General features: G+C 58.8%; 16 protein-coding genes and 1 tRNA gene. 15 read left to right on the top strand and 2 right to left on the bottom strand.

Translation table 11 applies throughout. The features are described from left to right. The first annotated feature begins 528 nt into the window (after positions 1 to 528). The 4 genes from PMI18_RS12060 to PMI18_RS0129615 all read left to right on the top strand — a co-directional run bounded on the left by PMI18_RS12060 (position 529) and on the right by PMI18_RS0129615 (position 4,690). A complete protein-coding gene (locus PMI18_RS12060) occupies positions 529 to 897 on the top strand; it encodes a DUF6124 family protein (protein ID WP_007902308.1) in 369 nt (122 codons plus the stop codon). Between the two features lie 344 nt (positions 898 to 1,241). After that, entirely contained in the window at positions 1,242 to 2,672 is a 1,431-nt protein-coding gene (gene selA, locus PMI18_RS12065) for an L-seryl-tRNA(Sec) selenium transferase (RefSeq protein ID WP_007902307.1), read from the top strand. Continuing rightward, a complete protein-coding gene (selB, locus tag PMI18_RS12070) occupies positions 2,669 to 4,588 on the top strand; it encodes a selenocysteine-specific translation elongation factor (RefSeq protein ID WP_007902305.1) in 1,920 nt (639 codons plus the stop codon). The genes selA and selB overlap by 4 nt, the downstream gene beginning before the upstream one ends. Before the next feature lie 6 nt (positions 4,589 to 4,594). Next, a tRNA-Sec gene (locus PMI18_RS0129615) sits at positions 4,595 to 4,690 on the top strand. A gap of 524 nt (positions 4,691 to 5,214) precedes the next feature. On the opposite strand, the gene PMI18_RS12075 is transcribed toward PMI18_RS0129615, so the two are convergent. Beyond that, a complete protein-coding gene (locus tag PMI18_RS12075; protein ID WP_007902304.1) occupies positions 5,215 to 5,961 on the bottom strand; it encodes an SDR family oxidoreductase in 747 nt (248 codons plus the stop codon). Between the two features lie 134 nt (positions 5,962 to 6,095). Here PMI18_RS12075 and PMI18_RS12080 point away from each other — a divergent pair, with 134 nt between their 5' ends. Continuing rightward, a complete protein-coding gene (locus tag PMI18_RS12080) occupies positions 6,096 to 6,983 on the top strand; it encodes a LysR family transcriptional regulator (protein ID WP_007902301.1) in 888 nt (295 codons plus the stop codon). Between the two features lie 472 nt (positions 6,984 to 7,455). On the opposite strand, the gene PMI18_RS12085 is transcribed toward PMI18_RS12080, so the two are convergent. After that, complete coding sequence (locus PMI18_RS12085; RefSeq protein WP_007902300.1) at positions 7,456 to 7,938, bottom strand: Lrp/AsnC family transcriptional regulator; 483 nt, start codon at positions 7,936 to 7,938, stop codon at positions 7,456 to 7,458. Positions 7,939 to 8,116: 178 nt separating this feature from the next. Here PMI18_RS12085 and PMI18_RS12090 point away from each other — a divergent pair, with 178 nt between their 5' ends. The 10 genes from PMI18_RS12090 (at position 8,117) to PMI18_RS12135 (ending at position 20,095) form a co-directional block, all read left to right on the top strand. Continuing rightward, on the top strand, positions 8,117 to 9,376 hold the full coding sequence (locus PMI18_RS12090) for a Zn-dependent hydrolase (protein ID WP_007902299.1): 1,260 nt from the start codon (positions 8,117 to 8,119) through the stop codon (positions 9,374 to 9,376). 79 nt (positions 9,377 to 9,455) lie between these two features. Continuing rightward, a complete protein-coding gene (locus tag PMI18_RS12095) occupies positions 9,456 to 10,682 on the top strand; it encodes a diaminopropionate ammonia-lyase (RefSeq protein ID WP_007902298.1) in 1,227 nt (408 codons plus the stop codon). A 711-nt stretch (positions 10,683 to 11,393) separates the two neighbouring features. Then, positions 11,394 to 12,803: a circularly permuted type 2 ATP-grasp protein gene (locus PMI18_RS12100; protein ID WP_007902297.1), complete on the top strand. Its 1,410-nt coding sequence runs from the start codon at positions 11,394 to 11,396 to the stop codon at positions 12,801 to 12,803. 3 nt (positions 12,804 to 12,806) lie between these two features. Continuing rightward, the gene (locus PMI18_RS12105) at positions 12,807 to 13,757 is read left to right on the top strand and encodes an alpha-E domain-containing protein (RefSeq protein ID WP_007902296.1); all 951 of its coding nucleotides are present in this window, start codon (positions 12,807 to 12,809) and stop codon (positions 13,755 to 13,757) included. After that, on the top strand, positions 13,754 to 14,551 hold the full coding sequence (locus PMI18_RS12110) for a transglutaminase family protein (protein WP_007902294.1): 798 nt from the start codon (positions 13,754 to 13,756) through the stop codon (positions 14,549 to 14,551). The genes PMI18_RS12105 and PMI18_RS12110 overlap by 4 nt, the downstream gene beginning before the upstream one ends. 80 nt (positions 14,552 to 14,631) lie before the next feature. Continuing rightward, on the top strand, positions 14,632 to 15,369 hold the full coding sequence (locus PMI18_RS12115; protein ID WP_007902292.1) for a proteasome-type protease: 738 nt from the start codon (positions 14,632 to 14,634) through the stop codon (positions 15,367 to 15,369). Positions 15,370 to 15,562: 193 nt separating this feature from the next. Continuing rightward, positions 15,563 to 16,870, top strand: a complete 1,308-nt coding sequence (locus tag PMI18_RS12120) for a dicarboxylate/amino acid:cation symporter (protein WP_007902289.1) — start codon at positions 15,563 to 15,565, stop codon at positions 16,868 to 16,870. Between the two features lie 233 nt (positions 16,871 to 17,103). After that, positions 17,104 to 18,069 (top strand): tripartite tricarboxylate transporter substrate binding protein, encoded by a 966-nt coding sequence (locus PMI18_RS12125; protein WP_007902285.1) that lies wholly within the window; start codon positions 17,104 to 17,106, stop codon positions 18,067 to 18,069. Position 18,070: 1 nt separating this feature from the next. Continuing rightward, the gene (locus PMI18_RS12130) at positions 18,071 to 18,562 is read left to right on the top strand and encodes a tripartite tricarboxylate transporter TctB family protein (protein WP_033036571.1); all 492 of its coding nucleotides are present in this window, start codon (positions 18,071 to 18,073) and stop codon (positions 18,560 to 18,562) included. Positions 18,563 to 18,586: 24 nt separating this feature from the next. Beyond that, the gene (locus PMI18_RS12135; RefSeq protein ID WP_007902271.1) at positions 18,587 to 20,095 is read left to right on the top strand and encodes a tripartite tricarboxylate transporter permease; all 1,509 of its coding nucleotides are present in this window, start codon (positions 18,587 to 18,589) and stop codon (positions 20,093 to 20,095) included. Positions 20,096 to 20,254 lie beyond the last annotated feature (159 nt).

Raw genomic sequence — 20,254 nt, 5'->3', positions numbered from 1 at the left:
CGGTATGTGGCTCACTGTCGTGGGTGTCAAGATGAAGTACACCCAGCCAAGCATCACGTGGTCCTATCTCTCTACCTGTTGGGCGCAACCACATTAAACCTCTCGCTTGCGACAGCCAACCCCTAAAAGATGTCGGACGCTTCCTCAATTTTTTGAACGCTTTCATGTGTTTAACGTACGCGTTTAAAGACACCCGCCGTTACGTCCTAACGGCTACAACGCCTTGCGTCGTTACCTACACGTGCGCCAGAATCCGCTGACTTGTGCGGCTGTGGGGCGGGCTATATCGTTTCCCTGTCACTGAAAAACAGTGATCGGGTTTGGTAGCCCGCCTTTAAGTAGTCGCATGGCGACACCTTATGCAGTCTCTTTTTTGGGGCTCAGCTTTATATGGTGGTCATGCGTGGGGCTCCATTGTGAGCGCCGGGTTTCCTACTTAGACCGGTCTACCAACCCGCGTATGGCCGCCACCCTTCGTTTGGTAGCGAGGGTGATGGCTCTTATTTATTCTAAGTGGGAGTTTCATCTATGTTCAAAGTGACACCCAATCCACCGGAACCGGACACCGATCCGGCATCCCCGTACGAATCCCTCGACTCGAAAAAATTCCACGAAGCCGCCGAGCGTGCCCTGAATTTCTACCTCAACCCGGCAGCGGTCATGAACAACACCCCCCGCAAACCCAGCACCATGTACATGGTTGCGCCGGATGTCGGCCATGAAGCCTTGCTGGTTCAAACGTGTGAGAACTTGGCCTCGGCCAGTGTCATGGCCAGTGACATTGCTGCATTGGTGGAGGGCACCCACCGCAATACCCTGCTGGCGCTTCAGCAAGTCATCATGCTGGCTGAACTGGCGGTGAATCGAATGCTGGATAATTTCGTTCCACCTAAGTAATCACTCAGCCCTTTACCGAGAGGCTTGCCCCTCGGTAAAGAGCTTTGATCAAAGCGCTGTCTTTTTAAAGTCGATTAAAAGTCAGCACCACGGCCAAGTGCAATGCTCTGGGTTCTTCAAGAGCAACCCAGCCGGAGCACCAACAATGGCCGACCCACTCAGCTTCACCCTCAAATTCCCCTTCAAAAGCGCCAGCGGCGACACGATCACAACGCGAGCCTCAAACGCAAAGACATCACCGCCGCGCAGACGACCAAAGACGAAGGCGGCGCTCGGCATCACCTGAGCAGTGAGCCCAGCGGCTACACTCAGACGCGACGGTCACTCGCTTCCGGGAGCCTCTGATGTCTGCAACCTCCGCCAGCCAAGTCTTGCGGCTGCCCTCCATTGACAGCTTGCTGCGCCATCCCGCCTGCCAACCGCTGGCTGAACGTTACGGGCGTGATGCGCTGCTGGCCGGTTTGCGGCAACTGCTCGATGATCTGCGCGAGCCGGTTCAAAAGGGTGAACTCAACGCGGTTGAAATCGCCCCCGACGTATTGGCGGGCAGGGCGGGTGAGCGTCTGGCGATCCAGCATCGCAGCCAAGTCCGCCGGGTGTTCAACCTCACCGGCACGGTGCTGCACACCAACCTCGGTCGAGCGTTATTGCCAGAGACGGCTATCGAAGCTGTTCAACTCGCCGCCCGCTACCCACTCAATCTGGAATTCGACCTGCACAGCGGCAAGCGCGGTGATCGAGACGACCTGATCGAAGGCCTGATCCGCGAGCTGACCGGCGCCGAAGCGGTGACCGTGGTCAACAACAATGCCGCCGCCGTGTTGCTTGCTCTCAACAGCCTGGGCGCGCGCAAGGAAGGCATCATTTCCCGTGGCGAGCTGATCGAAATCGGCGGCGCCTTCCGCATTCCCGACATCATGGCTCGCGCCGGAGTGCGGCTCCACGAAGTGGGCACCACCAACCGCACCCATGCCCGCGATTACGAGTCTGCGATTGGTCCGCGCAGTGGCCTGGTGATGCGCGTACATGCGAGCAATTATTCCATCGAAGGTTTCACCGCCCGGGTGCCGACGGCAGAACTGGCGGAGTTGGCTCACCGCCACGGGCTGCCGTTGCTGGAGGACCTGGGCAGCGGCAGTCTGCTGGGCCTGACTCGCTGGGGCCTGCCCGCCGAACCGACGGTGCGCCAAGCGCTGCTCGATGGCGCGGACATCGTTACTTTCAGTGGCGACAAACTGCTCGGTGGTCCCCAAGCCGGATTGATTGTTGGCCGCAAAGACCTGATCGCCAAGATCAAGAAGAACCCGCTCAAGCGTGCACTGCGGGTCGACAAGCTGACCCTCGCCGCGCTCGAAGCGGTGTTGATGCTCTACCGCGATCCGGATCGGTTGGCCGAGCGTCTGCCGAGTCTGCGCCTGCTGACCCGCCCCCAAGCCGACATTCATGCCCAGGCCGAACGCCTGCAACCGTCACTGGCACAGGTGTTGGGTGACAGCTGGAGCGTCAGCGCGGTGCCGGCGCTGGGCATGATCGGCAGCGGCAGCCAACCGGTGGCTCGCTTACCGAGCGCCGCGTTATGCCTGCGGCCCAACGTCTCCAAGCGCCTGCGTGGGCGGCGATTGCTGGGGCTGGAGGCCGCGTTTCGTCGGCTGCCGATTCCCGTGCTCGGTCGCATCGACGATGACGCACTATGGCTGGATTTACGCCAACTCGACGACGAAGCCGCATGGCTGGCTCAACTCGATCAACTGCAGGAGGAGGGCCAGGACGGGTGATTGTCGGCACGGCGGGGCACATCGATCACGGTAAAACCTCCTTGCTCCAGGCACTGACCGGCCAGGCAGGCGACCGTCGCCGGGAAGAACGTGAACGCGGCATGACCATCGACCTCGGCTATATCTACGCGGCGCTGGAACCGGGCGCCGCGCTGACCGGTTTTATCGACGTGCCCGGTCATGAGCGCTTCACCCACAACATGCTGGCCGGGGCGCAGGGCATTGATCTGGTGTTGTTGGTGGTGGCGGCCGATGACGGCGTCATGCCGCAGACTCGCGAACATTTGGCGATCGTCGAGTTGCTGGGCATCCCTCGGGCACTGGTCGCCATCAGCAAATGCGACCGGGTCGATCCGACGCGTGTGCAGGCAGTCCGGGAACAGATCAAAGCATTGCTCGCATCCGGCCCCTATGCCAACGCGCCGCAAATCGCGCTGTCGAGTGTGACCGGCGAGGGTGTCGAGACACTGCGTCAAGCCTTGCTGAGTGAGAAACATGAGGTGCTTCAACGCAGCGCCAGCGGTGGTTTTCGCTTGGCGATTGATCGGGCTTTCAGCGTGGCCGGTGCCGGGATCGTGGTGACCGGCACCGCGTTGTCCGGCCAGGTGACCGTGAGCGATACGCTGATGTTGAGTCCGCAGGGCAAACCGGTACGGGTGCGAGGCCTGCATGCACAGAACCAAGCGGCCGACAGCGCAACGGCCGGGCAGCGAGTCGCGCTGAACCTGAGTGCCGAGCGTCTGGCCCTGGAGCAGATTCACCGTGGCCACTGGCTGTTGGCCCAATGGCTGCATGCGCCGACCCAGCGCCTGGATATCGAGATGACCTTGCTGGCCAGCGAAGCGCGAAGCTTCGAGCACTTTCAACCGGTGCACGTGCATCTCGGTACTCAGGACGTAACGGCGCGGGTGGCCTTGCTGGAGGGCAGCAGCCTGGCACCGGGTGAGCAGATGTTCGCGCAACTGCTGGTGAACGCGCCGGTGCTGGCGGTGAAGGGCGACCGCTTGATCCTGCGCGACCAAAGCGCCCAACGCACCCTCGGCGGTGGCCGGGTGCTCGACCCGTTCGCCCCGGCCCGACACCGCCGCAGCCCCGAGCGATTGGCGCAACTACAAACGCTGTCCACCACGAACAGCCTGGAAGACGCACTGCCGGCGCTGCTGGCCAACAGCGAAACCGGGCTCGACCCGCAACGCCTGGAACGCCAGTTCAACCGTCCACGCGATAGCTGGGCATTGCCCGATGACGTGCGCTTGATCGATACGCGGCAGGGGCCGTTGCTGTTCAGCGCTGCCCGCTGGGAAGCCCTGAAAGCGCCGCTGCTGGAACACCTCGCACGCTTTCATCAGCTCGAACCGGATCAAATGGGACCAGACAGGGACCGCCTGCGGCGCTTCGCCGGCACCGCGCTGGACCGGCCGACCTTTATCAGCCTGCTCGACGAATTACTGGCCTGCGGCGCGATCGTCGCCAGCGGTCCGTGGCTGCATTTGCCGGACCATCAAGTGCGTTTGAGCGAGGACGACGAGACCCTGTGGCAACAGCTACAGCCGCTGTTCGAACAGGCAGTTTTCGATCCGCCATGGGTGCGTGACTTGGCCAAAGTCGCTGGTCGCGAAGAGGCCGCCGTGCGCCTGCTGCTGCGCAAGATGGCGCGACTGGGGTTGCTGCATCAAGTTGTTCGTGACCTGTTCTACACCGACACGCTGCTGCGCCGATTGGCGGCTATGCTGGTGCAACTGGCCAGCGATGACCCGGTGATTCAGGTCGCTGCATTTCGCGATGCCGTGGGCCTGGGGCGCAAACGCAGCATTCAGATTCTTGAGTACTTCGACCGAATCGGCCTGACCCGACGCTTTGGCGACCGGCGCCAGATCCGGCTCGACAATGCACTGGCCCAACAAACAGAAGACTGAGTTCAAGGAAGGCAATCGCGCCCGGTGGCGCGGCCGGGCTTCAAACCCGGTTGGGGACGGCATCCGTTCCCGGGCAGGTTCGACTCCGGCTGCCTTCCGCCATTTCCAACCTTAACGGCACATAGTTTCGTGAGTGGGTACAGGAGGTCTAGCAAGGTTAAGCCTTCGAGCATCAGTGCCTTGCTATCCGTTGTATAGGCACTTTCCTGAAGAATAGGAAAGCGGGCCTCCTGCAAATTCGCAAAGGAGACCCAGCTCCACGGTCGCACCAGGCTAAGTCCCGCCATACGAGACACTGGACTGATATTTATGACTCATCTGACTAAAATGGCCTTCACCTCCAGCAGATGTTTGCGTAACCGGTCTGCATAATCCTCGGCGACAGCAGCCTGAACGCTAGCGCGATTGGCCAGTGCATGACGCCTCTCGGCCAAATCCACATCAACCCGTTGAAATGGAGCCTCTTTTTCGAGGAGTAAAATTGCTACTCGCTGAACAAACGGACAAAGCCCGTGGCTAACAAGCGTGAGCCGTGATTGCGACATTTGAATACCCACTGTTATTTCGACGACACCCGCTTCCGAGCGGGAAGCGGGCTGTATAAAAGTGAAGTTGTGACTAGCCCATTAAAGCGAGCGCCCACCATCAACAATAATTTCCGTTCCGACCGTCCAACGAGACTCGTCCGAGGCCAGATACAGAACCGCCTTAGCTACTTCTTCAGGCGTGCCAAAACGGCCAAAGGGTATAGTCGCAGCAATATCTTTGTTGACCTGCTCGCGGTAGGCATCGGGGATACCCGCCTTGTCGTACAGCGGCGTGTCGATCGGACCAGGGCTGACCGCATTTACTCGAACACCACGCGGGAGAAGCTCGCTAGAGAGCGTTTTCGACATGTTCAGAAACGCCGCCTTTGTTGCGGCGTAAATGGATGAACGCGCGGCGCCCAGGTGCGCACTGACCGAGGTGTTAAGAACCACCGATGCAGGGTTGGAGAAGACCGGCAGCAGTGCTTGCAGGAGGAAGTAAGGGCCTTTGACATTGATGTCAAAGGAGCGGTCAAACATCTCCTCGTTCCAGTCTTCGATTGGCATCCAGACGGATACGCCAGCATTGAGGAAGGCAACGTCGAGCTGCCCGTAATGAGACTGAACAGCCTGCGCCAGCTCCTTCTGGGCTGTGACACTGGCGGAGTCGGCTCGCAGCACCAAGACTTCGCTACCTAAAATAGCTTGAGCATTTGCCATGGACTCAGGATTAACACCTGTGACGATCACGCGTGCGCCTTCGGCGAGAAATTGCTTGGCGGTCTCCAGACCGATGCCGCTTGTACCGCCAGTGATGAGGGTACGCTTGCCTTGTAAACGGGACATGTAAATTTCCTCTCTTTTGGGGCGGCCAGCCGGACGACTGACCTTCTGAGAGCAACTATGTATTCATGCCAGCGCGCTGATAAGATGGGCAAATAGAATAGATCTCATGCAAAATCTGCATGAAAAGGGGCGTGATGGACCGGTTGTTACTGATGAGCTGTTTTGTACGCGCTGTCGAGACAGGTAGTTTTTCTGCTGCGGGACGTGATCTAGGACTAGGGCAACCGAACGTCAGTCGTTACGTCGCTGCTCTTGAAGACCATTTGCAAACCAGGCTGCTTCACCGATCCACACGAAAGCTGATGCTCACGCCCGAGGGTGAACGGTACTACGCAGATGCGCGGCGTATTCTGGACTCAGTGGAACAGTCAGAGTCCTCACTGAGAGGGAACGTAGCGCCGTCTGGGTTACTGCGCGTCGCTTGCCCGACCGCATTGGCTCACACCTTCATCGTACCGCACGTTGCGAGCTTTCTAGAGCGCTATCCCGAACTGTCGCTCGATCTTCAAATCAATGATCGCTACGTCAATTTAATCGACGAGGGGGCAGAACTCGCGATTCGTATTGGGCACCTGGAGGACAGTGCAATGCGGGCCCGGCCACTAGCGTGGTTCGAGCGTGTGTGCGTTGCCAGCCGTGCGTACCTAGAGAAACGTGGCTCTCCCTCTTCGCCTGATGACCTGAAGGAACACGACTGCCTCATTTATACCCTCCTATCCACTGGAACCAACTGGCGGTTTAAGGATACTGATGTCCCGATCTCCGGACGACTGCGTGTCAACTCGCCTGAGGCGATACGTGAGTACGTCAATGCAGGATTGGGAATCGCGCAGGGGCCTCAATGGCTTTATGAGGAAGGGCTGAGAAGTGGCAATCTTCAATTGCTGCTTAACGAATACGTGGCGCCACCCGTCCCGATCCAAATCGTATACTTAGCGAATCGGCTGCTGCCCCAGCGAGCCATCGTTTTCATGGATTTTATGGCGGATGTTTTTGCTGCATTCCATGAGCGCCCTAAATAGCCTCCTAGCCCACGGCCAGGGTACGAACGGAGAATCACAGCATGGCGGCCCCTTGGGCGAAAATCGCTGCACACTCACCATTCTTGCTCGTCAACGGGGCTTTAAGTAGTTACACCGGACTGCGGGGCTTGCCTCTCAAAAGTGTCCTGATTTATTGCCAACGCCGATTTGATACATCTCTAAATCAAAGGTGCAACGCTCATCGCATGCGGTTAAGAAAACGGGGGGCAGATTTATTTATTTGGATCACCGACCGCTTCTGGCCGATTGTTGCCTCTCGCGAAGAGCTGTAAACGACCCAGCGTGTGTAAAAACGCTTGGTCAAAATTGAAGTGTGCGCGTCTACATTAAATCTGAAATTTATCGACACATAAGCAGATGTGGATTTCGCGTAGAAGCGCAATTTTCAGTCCGGTTTTGAGTACCTGTCGCGCTCAAAAACGTTTTTACACAGCCTCGGCCGATATCAGCCTCAGGGGCTGCCCGGATCAAAAGCATCCGTCGGCACTTCCATGCCCACCTTGATGTTGCTCATCGATACCAGTGTCTTGAAGCGCTTAACGTTGTCGTTCTCGAAGAACAATTGCGCGGTCAGTTCGGTGTACTGCTCCATGTTCTTCACGAGCATGATGAGGACGAAGTCGCATTCTCCCGCCACGTAGTAGCACTGCTGAACCTGTGGGCAGCTCAGAAAGCCGCGCTTCATGGCGTCGAGCTGATCAGGGCGTTCGCTCGCGACTTCAACCTCCGTGATGATCGTCAGGTGGTAGCCCACTTGTGCCGGGTTGACCAGCGTGACGGTTTTGCGAGTGACCTTGTCGGCTGCCAGCTTTTTCAGGCGACGGTTGACCGCCGCCGGTGACAGGTTGATCCGGGTGCCCAGTTCATGTTGAGAAATCGTCGCGTCCCTCTGGACGGCGTCCAGCAGTGCAAGATCGAAGGCGTCAAGGCTCATAAGTGAAGGCTCTGAAGGGGCGCTCGAACACGAGCTGAAATACGCAATGAAATTTCATCCGGAGGGGGCAAATCAAGAAAATCTTGCAGCGGTCTCGAAATACTATTTACCACATCGTGAACGGCGTGACGTTGCGTTAGCGCCTGTTCATCTCGTACCTCTTGTGCTGGAGAGCCTTGTGCGTTCATTGACCGCTGACCTTTGCCTGAATGGCCAAATCCTTTTGCAGCAAATCCGCACCCTTGGGGAGATTGGGGTAGATGAAGCCAATGGCGGTCGCACGCGCATCGCCCTCACCGACACTGAAAAAGCCGGCCGCGATCAGCTCGTCGAGTGGATGAAGGCGCTTGCGCTGGACGTTCGGGTCGATCGGATCGGCAACATCTTCGCCACGTTGCGTTCGGCGACGGACCAAGGCGATCAAGCGCCGCTGATGATCGGTTCGCACATCGATTCTGTGACCAATGCCGGTGCCCTCGATGGTTGTTATGGCGTGCTTGCGGGGCTGGCTGTCGTCAGGGCGTACCGCGACGCTGGAGTGCTGCCGGCGCGTTCGATCACCATTGCCGCCTTCACCAATGAAGAAGGTGTGCGCTATCAACCGGACATGATGGGATCGCTGGTGCATGCCGGGGGAATGGATGTCGGGCAAGCGCTGGATACGCTTGGCACCGATGGAAGCCGCCTTGGGGATGAACTCGAACGCATCGGCTATGCCGGTGACATGGAACCCGGTTCGATCATTCCGCTTGAGTACCTGGAACTGCATATAGAACAGGGTCCGATACTGGAGGCCGAAGGCGTATTGATCGGAGTGGTTGAAAATCTTCAGGGCATCTCGTGGCAGCAGGTGGTCGTGCAAGGCAACGCCAACCATGCCGGCACCACACCCACTCGCTTGCGCCATGACGCCGGGTATGTCGCCTGTGCCGTGGTGAACGAGTTGCGCCAAATAGCGATGGATTCAGCAGGGGCTACCCTGGCGACCGTCGGCTGCATGAGTTTTGAGCCCAACGTGATCAACGTCATTGCGCGCAAAGCGACGTTCACCGTCGACTTGCGTGACCCTGACGAGTCGAGGCTGGTTGCTGCCGAGCAGCGATTGGCACAGTTTCTTTCCAGGGCTTGCGAGGAAGAAGGCGTGCGATTCAGCACTGAACAGTTAGTGCGGTTCGAGCCAGTGACCTTCAATGCAGAGCTGGCTGATGAGATTCAGGCGGCCGCCGAGCGGTTGGGCTACAGCCACAAACGGATGACGTCCGGGGCCGGGCATGATGCGCAGATGATTGCCCGCATCGCGCCGTCGGCGATGATCTTCGTTCCCAGCCGAGGAGGCATCAGCCATAACCCGCGAGAGCACACCGATGACGATCAGTTGCTCAACGGCGCCGATGTTCTGCTGGATGTGGTCATGAGGCGTCTCGACACTGGCCGCTGAGCAATTCACCCGATAGACCGATTCGCTGGCTGACATTCGCCAGCGACGACTTCGCTTTGCCTGAAAATGGAGTGCCCCTATGTTAATCGCCAACCCCAACGCAAGACGTGAACCGTATCCTGATGACCTGCTGGGCATCATGAACATGCACAAAGCCGCTGAAAGTCGCGCCTGGCTTGCCCATTGGCAGCACCTGAATCACCAGGGCACGCCTTTGTATTCGCTACCTGATCTGGCCGCGCAACTGGGCGTCGGGCGCGTGTGGGTGAAGGATGAATCCGCGCGCTCTGTGCTCGGCAGTTTCAAGGCTCTTGGCGCACCGATTGCGCTGGTCCGTTTGATCCTTCGGACATTTCCAGCGCGAGGTTATGACGCGCCAGGTCTGCTTGCAGGCAAGTACGCGACGTCACTCGCCGACTTCACTGTCATCAGTGCTACCGACGGCAACCATGGCCGTGCGCTGGCCGCAGCCGCGCAAAGCATCGGCTGCCGATGCATGATCGTGCTGCATGCCAAGGTCAGTACCGAACGCGAAGAGGGCATTGCGGCTTATGGCGCAGAGATCATCCGTATCAGCGGCAACTACGATGAGTCGGTTGAGCACGCAGCAGCCCTGGCTGCGAGCAATCAATGGCGGGTTGTTTCTGACACTTCCTATGATGGCTACGAAGAGATCCCGCGGGACGTCATGCAGGGTTACGGCACCATGGCCGCAGAGATCATCGACGCGTCGACTGAATGGCATGGCAGCGGATGTGCATTCACCCATGTTTTTCTGCAAGGCGGGGTCGGCGGACTGGCGGCGGGGATCGCCAGTTACTTCTGGGAGCAGTATGGCGAGCAACGACCTGTGTTGATTGTCGTTGAGCCCGAGCAAGCCGATTGCCTGTACCAAAGCGCCCTCAGCGGTAAAGCCGCAAAGGCCACGGGCTCGGTAGACTCGCTGATGGCCGGGTTGGCCTGTGGTGAAACCTCGCCACTGGCGTGGAAGTTTCTTCATTCCAGCGTGGATTTTTTCATGACCGTCCAGGATCAGGATGCCGTGGACGCCATGCGCAAGCTGGCTATCGGTAGCCCACAAGATATCCCGGTGGTCGCTGGAGAATCCGCCGTTGCCGGGCTAGCCGGGCTTACGCAGATCATGTCGACGCCAGGCCTCGCCTCAAAAACCGGTATCAATCGGCAATCGAAAGTCCTGTTGATCAGCACCGAAGGGGCGACCGCACCCAATGTGTACGCTGAGCTGGTCGGTGAGACAGCGACATCGGTATTAGCCCGTCAAAAAGAATGGTTGGCGGCCGTTTGACCGGATAACCGGGCGGCCCGCTCGCAGTCTGTCTCGACCTCATTTGGCCATGGATCAGGCCTTCTTTACTTGCCTCTCTACTTGGCACTTACGTTCTTCCTGACATCTCTTGGTGCATTTTTTTGAGCATTAATAGTGCGTTCGATATTTATCGAGACGCCGGGCGGGATGCTTTGTACTACAAGGGCAATAAAAATAATGAGTAGAAATTTCCCGCTTATAGGGCAAAAAACGCCCTGGAGTTGCTAATCGCACCATTTTTGCCCGCTCCAGACTTGTGCAAGTTACCAGTGAGAAAAACGTTTCAGCGGTCGCACCTGTTTCTGTCTCAAAAATGCAATGAAATGTCTCTCTGATGTCTTTGTGGAGGGGGTTTTCGTTTTTTATTGGCCGTAACAATACTTGGGCACAGCCCTTGCAAAAGTACTTTCCAACCACCGAAAGTGTGGTTTTCAACGAAAAAAGATAATGGGGAACGTTTATAAATGGGGCGCCAGAAATCAAACCGCAGAGGCCGAATCTCTGGCGTCGGGACGCGTCAAGAGATTACCGAAGTCATGAGGAAGTTATTTCCGAATGTGACAGGAAGTTAACGACGCACACTGAGGTGCTCAACAGAAACAGTACTCACTAAAACAACGTAAGGCCTTATTTTATTGAAATAGCAAAGTGATAAGAAAATGCCGTCTGTATCGCGGCAAGGAGTAGGGTATGTCCCGAGCTTTTTTTAACGAAATGTATGATGCGAGTGGTGGCTGCCGCCCACATTACCAGGAGTTCGCGCGTTGGTTGGCGGACACACCTCTGGAGTTGCTGGATCAACGTCGTCGCGAAGCCGACCTGTTGTTCCACCGAGCCGGCATCACCTTCACCTTATACGGGGACGAGCAGGGCACAGAGCGGTTGATTCCGTTCGACATCATTCCACGCAGCATCACCGCCCGCGAATGGCAAACGGTGGAGCGTGGCTGCATTCAACGGGTCCAGGCATTGAACATGTTCCTGGCCGACATCTACCACGGGCAACGCATTCTCAAGGAGGGCATTATTCCGGCCGAGCAGGTGTTGGCCAACGAGGGTTACCAGGTCGCCATGCAGGGCCTGAATCTGCACCGCGGCATCTATGCCCACATCTCCGGGGTCGATCTGGTCCGCGACGGGGATGGCAGTTACTACGTACTGGAAGACAACTTGCGCACCCCCAGCGGTGTGAGCTACATGCTCGAAGACCGCAAGATGATGATGCGCTTGTTCCCCGAACTCTTCGCCGCCCAGCGTGTGGCACCCATCGATCACTACCCCAATCTGCTGCTGGACACCCTCAAGAGCTCCAGCCCCCTGGACAACCCCACGGCCGTGGTATTGACCCCGGGCCGCTTCAACAGCGCTTACTTCGAACACGCGTTCCTGGCCCGTGAAATGGGCGTGGAACTGGTCGAAGGTGCCGACCTGTTTGTCCGCGACGATCATGTCTACATGCGCACCACCGCCGGCCCGAAACAGGTGGATGTGATCTATCGCCGCCTTGACGATGCCTTCCTCGATCCGCTGTCCTTCAATCCAGACTCCATGCTGGGTGTCCCGGGACTGGTAGCGGCCTATCGCTCGGGGAACGTGGTCTTGGCCAATGCCATCGGCACCGGTGTGGCCGACGACAAGTCGATCTACCCCTATGTCGACGACATGATCCGCTTCTACCTCAGCGAGGAACCGATCCTCAAGAACGTGCCGACCTGGCAATGTCGCAAACCCGAAGAGCTGTCCCACGTGCTGGCCCATCTTCCCGAGCTGGTGGTCAAGGAAACCCAGGGTTCCGGCGGCTACGGCATGCTGGTCGGGCCCGCGGCCACGGCGGCGGAAATCGAGGACTTCCGCGCGCGTCTCAAGGCACGCCCCGAAGCCTATATCGCCCAACCCACCCTGTGCCTGTCGACGTGCCCGACCTTTGTCGAAAACGGCATCGCTCCACGCCATATTGATCTGCGCCCGTTTGTACTGTCGGGCAGCGAAACCCGTTTGGTGCCCGGTGGCCTGACCCGCGTCGCATTGCGCGAAGGCTCGCTGGTGGTGAACTCGTCTCAGGGCGGCGGCACCAAAGACACTTGGGTAGTGGAGGACTAAGACATGCTTTCAAGAACCGCTTCGGACCTCTACTGGATGTCCCGTTACCTGGAGCGCGCCGAAAACCTGGCGCGCATGCTCGAAGTCAGTTACTCGCTGTCGCTGATGCCCCACGCCGGGCGCACCGATGGCCGCGCCGAGCTGGCGATGTCGCTATTGGCCGCCGGCACGCTGGACGACTACAACGAACGTTACGGCGAACTCAACACCGAGCGCATGCTGCACTTCTTCGCGCTGGATGAAACCAACCCCGGCAGTATCTATTGCTGCCTGCAGGCAGCTCGGGCCAATGCTCACGCGGTGCGTGGACGCATCACCGCCGACATGTGGGAGAACATCAACGCCACCTGGCTGGAGATGCGCAATATCGCCAGCAATGGCCTGGGTCGCTACGGCATCAGCCATTTCTGCGAGTGGGTCAAGGAGCGTTCGCATCTGTTCCGTGGGGCGACCTCGGGCACGATCATGCGCAACGATGCCTACTGCTTTATCCGCTTGGGCACTTTCCTTGAACGGGCCGACAACACCCTGCGCCTGCTGGATGCGCGCTACGAAATGTTCGGCGAAGAGTCGGAGGAGGTGAGTGACAACTCTGCGCGAGGCTACTACCAGTGGAGCGCCTTGCTGCGCGCCTTGTCATCCTTCGAGGCGTTCAACGAGATCTACCGCAATGCGCCCGGCGCCGAGCAGGTGTCCGAGATGTTGCTGTTGCGCGGCGATGTGCCGCGTTCGCTGCACGCTTGTATCGAGGAACTGGACCAGATCCTCGCCAGCCTGCCGGGCAATAACGGCCGACCGGCCCAGCGCCTGGCCGCCGAACTGAATGCGCGGCTGCGTTACACCGGGATCGACGAGATTCTCGGCTTCGGTCTGCACCTGTGGCTGACTGATTTCATCTCCCAGGTTCGCCATCTTGGTCAGACCGTGCACGAGTCCTATCTGGAGGTCGTATGAAACTGTCCATACGCCACGACACCACCTACAGCTACGCCGACGAAGTCTGCACCAGCATCCAGTTCCTGCGGCTGACACCGCAGAACAGCGATCGCCAGCGCATCCTCGAATGGCACCTGGAATTGCCGCGCCTGGTCCGCAGCCAGTTCGATCCTTACGGCAACATCCTGCATGTGTTGACGATGGACGAGCCCCACGGAGCTCTGGTGCTGACGGCTTATGGTCAGGTTGAAATCGATCCGGACCGTGAGTTTGAACGCGACAGCCAATCGCCTTTGCCATTTTTGCGCACCAGTCACCTGACAAAATTGGACGATGCGCTGAATGCCTTTACCGTGCAGCACTGCGGTACGCGGCGTGATCGGACGGCGCTGATCGACCTGATGAATGGCCTGGCCGACCACATGGTCTACAACCCGGGTGCGACCACGGTCGATACCAGCGCAGCCGAGGCGTTTGCGGGCGGAGGAGGGGTGTGCCAGGACCACACCCACGCCTTCCTGGCGTGTGCCCGCAGCCTGGGGATTGCGGCGCGTTATGTCTCTGGCTACCTGTGTACCGAAGATGAAAATCACTTGGCCAGTCATGCCTGGGCCGAAGCGTGGCTCGACGATGGCTGGTACAGCTTCGACGTGACGAATCGGTTGGCCCGGCCCGAACGCCATCTGAAACTGGCGGTGGGTCTGGACTACCTGGACGCCTGTCCGGTACGCGGTATGCGTCGTGGCGGCGGGGCTGAGTCGATGCTGGCTCGGGTACAGGTAACGTCCCTGTTTCAGGTTCAACACCAATAACCCCGAGTCAGTCGCAGCAACTGGCCATACCGTCATGGAGACGGTATGGCCTCTCATCTCAAATTCACGAGTTAACACGAATGACTTATTGCGTCGCTATGCACCTGGCCGACGGGCTGGTGTTCATCTCCGATTCAAGGACCAATGCCGGTATCGACCAGATTTCAACCTTCCGTAAGTTGTTTATTTTCAGCACGCCTGGAGAGCGGCTGATCGTGCTGCAAACCGCGGGCAACCTGGCCACGTCGCAATCGGTGGTCAACCTGCTCAAGCAACGTGCGAGCGGGTCGGGTACCCATCTGTTGAATGTCCGCACGCTCTATGACGCCACCGTGCTGGTGGCCGAAACCGTTCGCGAAGTCGTCGCCCGGGATCGCACCAAGTTGGCGGGCAAGACCGACTTGAGTTGTTCCTTTCTGGTCGGTGGGCAAATCGCGGACGGGCCCATGGACGTGTACAGCATTTACCCGCAAGGCAACTTCATTCAAGCGACTGAAGACACGCCGTTCCTGCAATTGGGTGAAAGCAAATACGGCAGGCCGATCCTGGATCGCAACCTGAAGTTTCGCACCTCACTCGACGAAGGCCTGCGCTGCGGGCTGATCTCGTTCGACTCGACCATGCACAGCAACCTGTCGGTAGGCATGCCGCTGGACCTGCTGGTGTATCGCAAAGACAGTTTTACCCGTGCGAAAAGTTACCGCATCACGGCCGACGACCCTTACTTCAATCGTATCCGTGCGCAGTGGGCCGCCGGGTTGCAAGACATGCTCGCTGCTCTGCCTGAGCCTCCCGACGTGTACATGACGCCTGCATGACGTAGTCGGCTGATAACAAAAATAACGATTCACCTCTTGTACAAGCACCGCCCCGATTCAAGGGCGGTTTGCTTGCTGCCCGGTTCAGCGCACTTGAGCGGATAAAAGTCGTTCCGTGCATGGATCAACCTATTGCGAATGAATCGCTGCCATTGAGGCAATTGGAACTGGGTTAAACCCATGGAGGTGTTTTATGAAGAGCAAATTACCGGCTGCGGCATGGATTCTGATCGCCATGACCCTGGGGATCCTTATCGGTTACATGGTGTTCATCAACTTTCCGGACAAGGAATCGGCGACCAAAGTAGCGGGGTACATCTCCATTGTCTCGGATGTCTTTTTGCGTCTGATCAAAATGCTGATCGGGCCGCTGGTGTTCTCGACGCTGGTGGTGGGTATCGCGCATATGGGCGATGCCGCGTCGGTCGGGCGCGTATTTGCCAAGGCTCTGGGGTGGTTCGTGACGGCTTCGTTGGTGTCTCTGGTGCTGGGGCTGGTCATGGCCAATCTGCTACAACCTGGGCACAACCTCGGCCTTCCACTGCCCGATATCGGTGCCCACACTAACCTTGCGACGTCAGCCTTCACCCTGAAGGATTTCGTCGTCCACCTGGTACCCAAATCCTTCGCCGAGGCGATGGCCAACAACGAAATCCTGCAGATCGTGGTGTTCTCCATGTTCTTCGGCGTCGCGCTGGCGGCGCTGGGCAAAAAGGCCGAGCGTCTGGTGGGTCTGATCGAAGAGTTGTCCCACGCGATGCTGAAAATCACCGGTTACGTGATGAAGTTGGCACCCATTGCAGTGATGGCCGCCATGGCCGCGACCGTGTCGGTGAACGGGCTGGCAATCCTGTTGAAATTTGCCGTCTTCATGGGCGATTTTTACCTGGGGCTGTTCTTGCTGTGGGGGCTGCTGGTGCTGGCTGGCCTTCTGTTTCTCGGACCGCGGGTGTTCAAGCTCGTGGTGTTGATCAAGGAAGCCTTTCTGCTGTCTTTTGCCACGGCGAGCTCCGAATCGGCGTATCCGAAAATTCTCGAGGCCCTCGATCGCTTTGGTGTAAAGCGCAAGATCTCCAGTTTTGTCATGCCGATGGGGTACTCGTTCAACCTCGACGGCTCGATGATGTACTGCACGTTCGCAGTGCTGTTTATCGCCCAGGCTTACGGCATCGAGTTGTCCATCGGTACCCAGATCACCATGTTGCTGATTCTGATGCTGACCTCCAAGGGTATGGCCGGCGTACCGCGGGCGTCCCTGGTGGTGATTGCCGCGACGCTGAACCAGTTCAATATTCCCGAGGCCGGGCTGTTACTGATTCTGGGGGTCGATACGTTCCTCGATATGGGGCGCTCGGCAACCAATGCGGTGGGCAACTCCATTGCCACTGCCGTGGTCGCCAAATGGGAAGGCGAACTGATGAGCGAAGAAGAGGCCCAGGCTCACGCCAGAACGCTGGATCTTGCGGACGCGGTGGTATCGGCGGTCCCGGTAAAGGCCTGAAACGCGGGCGTGCAGCCTAATAGAATAATGCCCCTGCGTTTCTGATCTGCTTTTGGTGCCGGCCCCGCGGAACATCAGCTCATTGCGCGGGGCTATCGGTCGTTGCCCATCCGGTTGATTGAAAGGACACCAACAAACACAACTATGACCTACGCTTATCCCAGACGCATGTTCAACGAACAGGGGTTCTTCCCTGATCGAAAACAACAAGAACAGCTATCCGGAGACGACTCATGTTTGCATTGGCCCGTCGATTCAGCAGCAACCTCGCCGTTTTAGTTACCGCCGCCGCGCTCGCCTCACCGGTTTTTGCGCTCGATACCGTCAAGTTCATGGCCCCAGGTTCCGTCGGCGGTGGTTATGACCAGACCGCACGCGTCCTGGGCAAAGCCATGGTCGAGGCGAAAACGGCAAAGTCCACAACCTTCGAGAACAAGGGTGGCGCTGGTGGGACCCTGGGGTTGGCGCAATTTGCCAACGGCACCAAGGGCGACGCCAATGCCCTGATTGTGGTCGGTGCAATCATGGTCGCAGCCATCGAGCAGAACAAACCGCAAATCACCTTGAAGGACGTGACGCCGATCGCCCGGCTGTTTACCGAATACAACGTGATTGCCGTGCGTGACGACTCCCCGTACAAAACCCTGGACGACTTGCTCAAAGACTTCAAAGCCAATCCGTCCAGCATCAAATGGGGTGGTGGCTCCAAGGGTTCGATCGACCACATTGGTATCGCCGAACTGGCCAGCAAAATGGACGTCCCCGTCAACAAGGTCAATTACGTCGCCTTCGCCGGTGGCGGCGAAGTCGTCGCTGCGGTGCTGGGGGGCCACATCACGGTGATCACCGGCGGCTACGCCGAGCTTGCCAAATACGTCCAATCCAAACAGTTCCGCTTACTCGCTATCGGCGCGCCCACACGTGTAGAAGGCATCGATGCACCGACCCTCAAAGAAAGTGGCTATGACGTGACGATCGGCAACTGGCGTGGCGTTTACGGCGCAGCGGGCCTGACGCCTGAACAGCGCAAAGAACTGACCGAAGCCGTCCTGACCGCCACCAAAAGCACGGTCTGGCAAGAAAACGTAAAAACCAATGCATGGTCACCGAGCATTCTGACCGGGGATGATTTCGGCAAATTCGTCGAAGAAGAGCATGGGCGCCTGCGCGCGATGCTGGTCAAGGTCGGGCTGCTTTGAGATGGCCGGGCGCTGGAGAGTCATGCCGACCCAACTGGCGATTGGCTTAGGTGTCGTCGTCATCAGCGCGGTATTGGCGTTCGGCGCCTCGCGGTTTCCTCCCGAGATGGGGTTCGTCATCATGGCGGCCTATGTCTACCCCTATGCCGTCGCGGTATTTCTCGGCGTCGTGGGTCTGTTGATGTGCTATCAGGCGCTCACCGGTGGTTTTCGCAACCTTGGCGACGACCACGAAACCACCCAGGCTCAGCCCGGCGGCAAGCTCGGCGCGACCTGGGTCACGGCGGGGCTGGTGGGAGTCGCCTTGCTCATTACCTACATCGGCTTCGTATTGGCGGCGGCACTGCTGTTTGCCTGTTCGGCACGGGGCTTTGGCAGTCGCAGCCCGGTGCGGGACCTGGCCATCGGCATCGCCCTGACGCTACCGATTTACTGGCTTTTCACCGCCGGGCTAGGGGTTTCCCTGCCGCCCCTGGTCAACGCCTGGATCTGATCCGGGCCCAAGGAGGTCGACAAGGTGGACATTCTCGCAAGTCTGGCAACCGGCTTTGGGGCGGCGCTGGCGCCGATCAATCTGATGTGGGGTTTTATTGGCTGTCTACTGGGTACAGCGATCGGTGTTTTGCCGGGAATCGGGCCGGCGCTGACCGTCGCCTTGCTGCTGCCGATTACCGCCAAAGTCGATCCTACCGGGGCGCTGATCATGTTTGCCGGCATCTATTACGGCGCTCAGTTTGGCGGCTCCACCACCTCGATTCTGCTCAACACCCCGGGGGAGTCGTCCTCCATGGTCACGGCCCTGGAAGGCAACCTCATGGCCCGTAACGGACGAGCAGGCCCGGCGCTGGCGACGGCCGCTATCGGTTCATTTGTCGCCGGTACCATCGCGACAATTTTGCTGACCTTGTTCGCTCCCGTTGTTGCGACGCTGGCACTGAAATTCGGGCCGGCGGAGTATTTCGCGATACTGGTGCTGGCCTTCACCACGGTGTCGGCGGTGCTCGGTGCGTCGATGCTGCGCGGCTTTGCCTCATTGGGCATCGGGTTGACCATCGGCTTGATCGGCCTGGACTCGACCTCGGGCATTGCCCGCTACACCATGGAGGTGCCCGAGCTGGTCGATGGCATCGAAGTGGTGCTGGTGGCGGTCGGCTTGTTTGCCGTCGGTGAGGCCTTGTACAGCGTGCTCTACCAAAAGGAAGAAACGAGCAGCCGACATCGCCTGACCTCGTTGTGGATGACCCGCGCCGACTGGAAACGCTCGATTCCCGCGTGGCTGCGGGGCACCTTGATCGGTTTTCCCTTCGGGTCGATTCCGGCCGGTGGCGCGGAAATTCCGACGTTCCTGTCTTATTCGACCGAACGCAAACTCAGCAAATACCCGAAAGAGTTCGCGGCCAGCAAAGGCGAGGGCGCCATCGAAGGTGTCGCCGGCCCCGAGGCGGCCAACAACGCGAGCGCCACCGGCTCGCTGGTGCCGCTGCTGACGCTGGGCATCCCGACCTCCGCCACGGCGGCGATCTTGTTGGCTGCGTTCCAGAACTACAACCTGCAACCGGGGCCGCTGCTGTTCCAGACCTCGGGTGAGTTGGTCTGGACGCTGGTGGCCTCCTTGTACATAGGCAACGCAATTTTGCTGGTGCTGAACCTGCCGTTGGTGGGCCTGTGGGTCAAACTCTTGCAGATTCCACGGCCGTACCTGAACGCCGGCATTCTGGTATTTGCCACCATCGGCGTGTACGGCATGCGTCACTCGACGTTCGACCTGTTTTTGATGTTGGCCATCGGCTGGGCCGGGGTGTTGATGCGCCGTTTCGATTTCCCCGTAGCCCCGGTGATCGTCGGCATGCTGCTGGGCCCGATGGCGGAAAAACAACTGCGCAATGCCTTGTCCATCAGCCAGGGCGACTGGATGGTGTTTGTGACACAACCGATCGCGGCGTCGGTTCTGGTGCTGACGTTGTTGGTGTTGCTGGTTCCGTATTTGCTGCATAAACGCGGGATCAAATTGCATGAGGATGATTGAGTGCTTCGCGAGCCGGGCTTGATGATGCTTTGCCCTAGGAGCATGGCTCAAGAATCCCCCACGTAGATCGTTCCCATGCTCCGCGTGGGAATGCCTCAACGGACGCTCCGCGTTCGGCTCCGGAAGGGACGCGGAGCGTCCCGGGCTGCATTCCCACGC

The organism is Pseudomonas sp. GM102, from assembly GCF_000282555.1.
Lineage (GTDB): Bacteria > Pseudomonadota > Gammaproteobacteria > Pseudomonadales > Pseudomonadaceae > Aquipseudomonas.
Note: the sequence above shows the minus strand (reverse complement) of the source record. Positions and strands in the feature narration are given on the sequence as shown.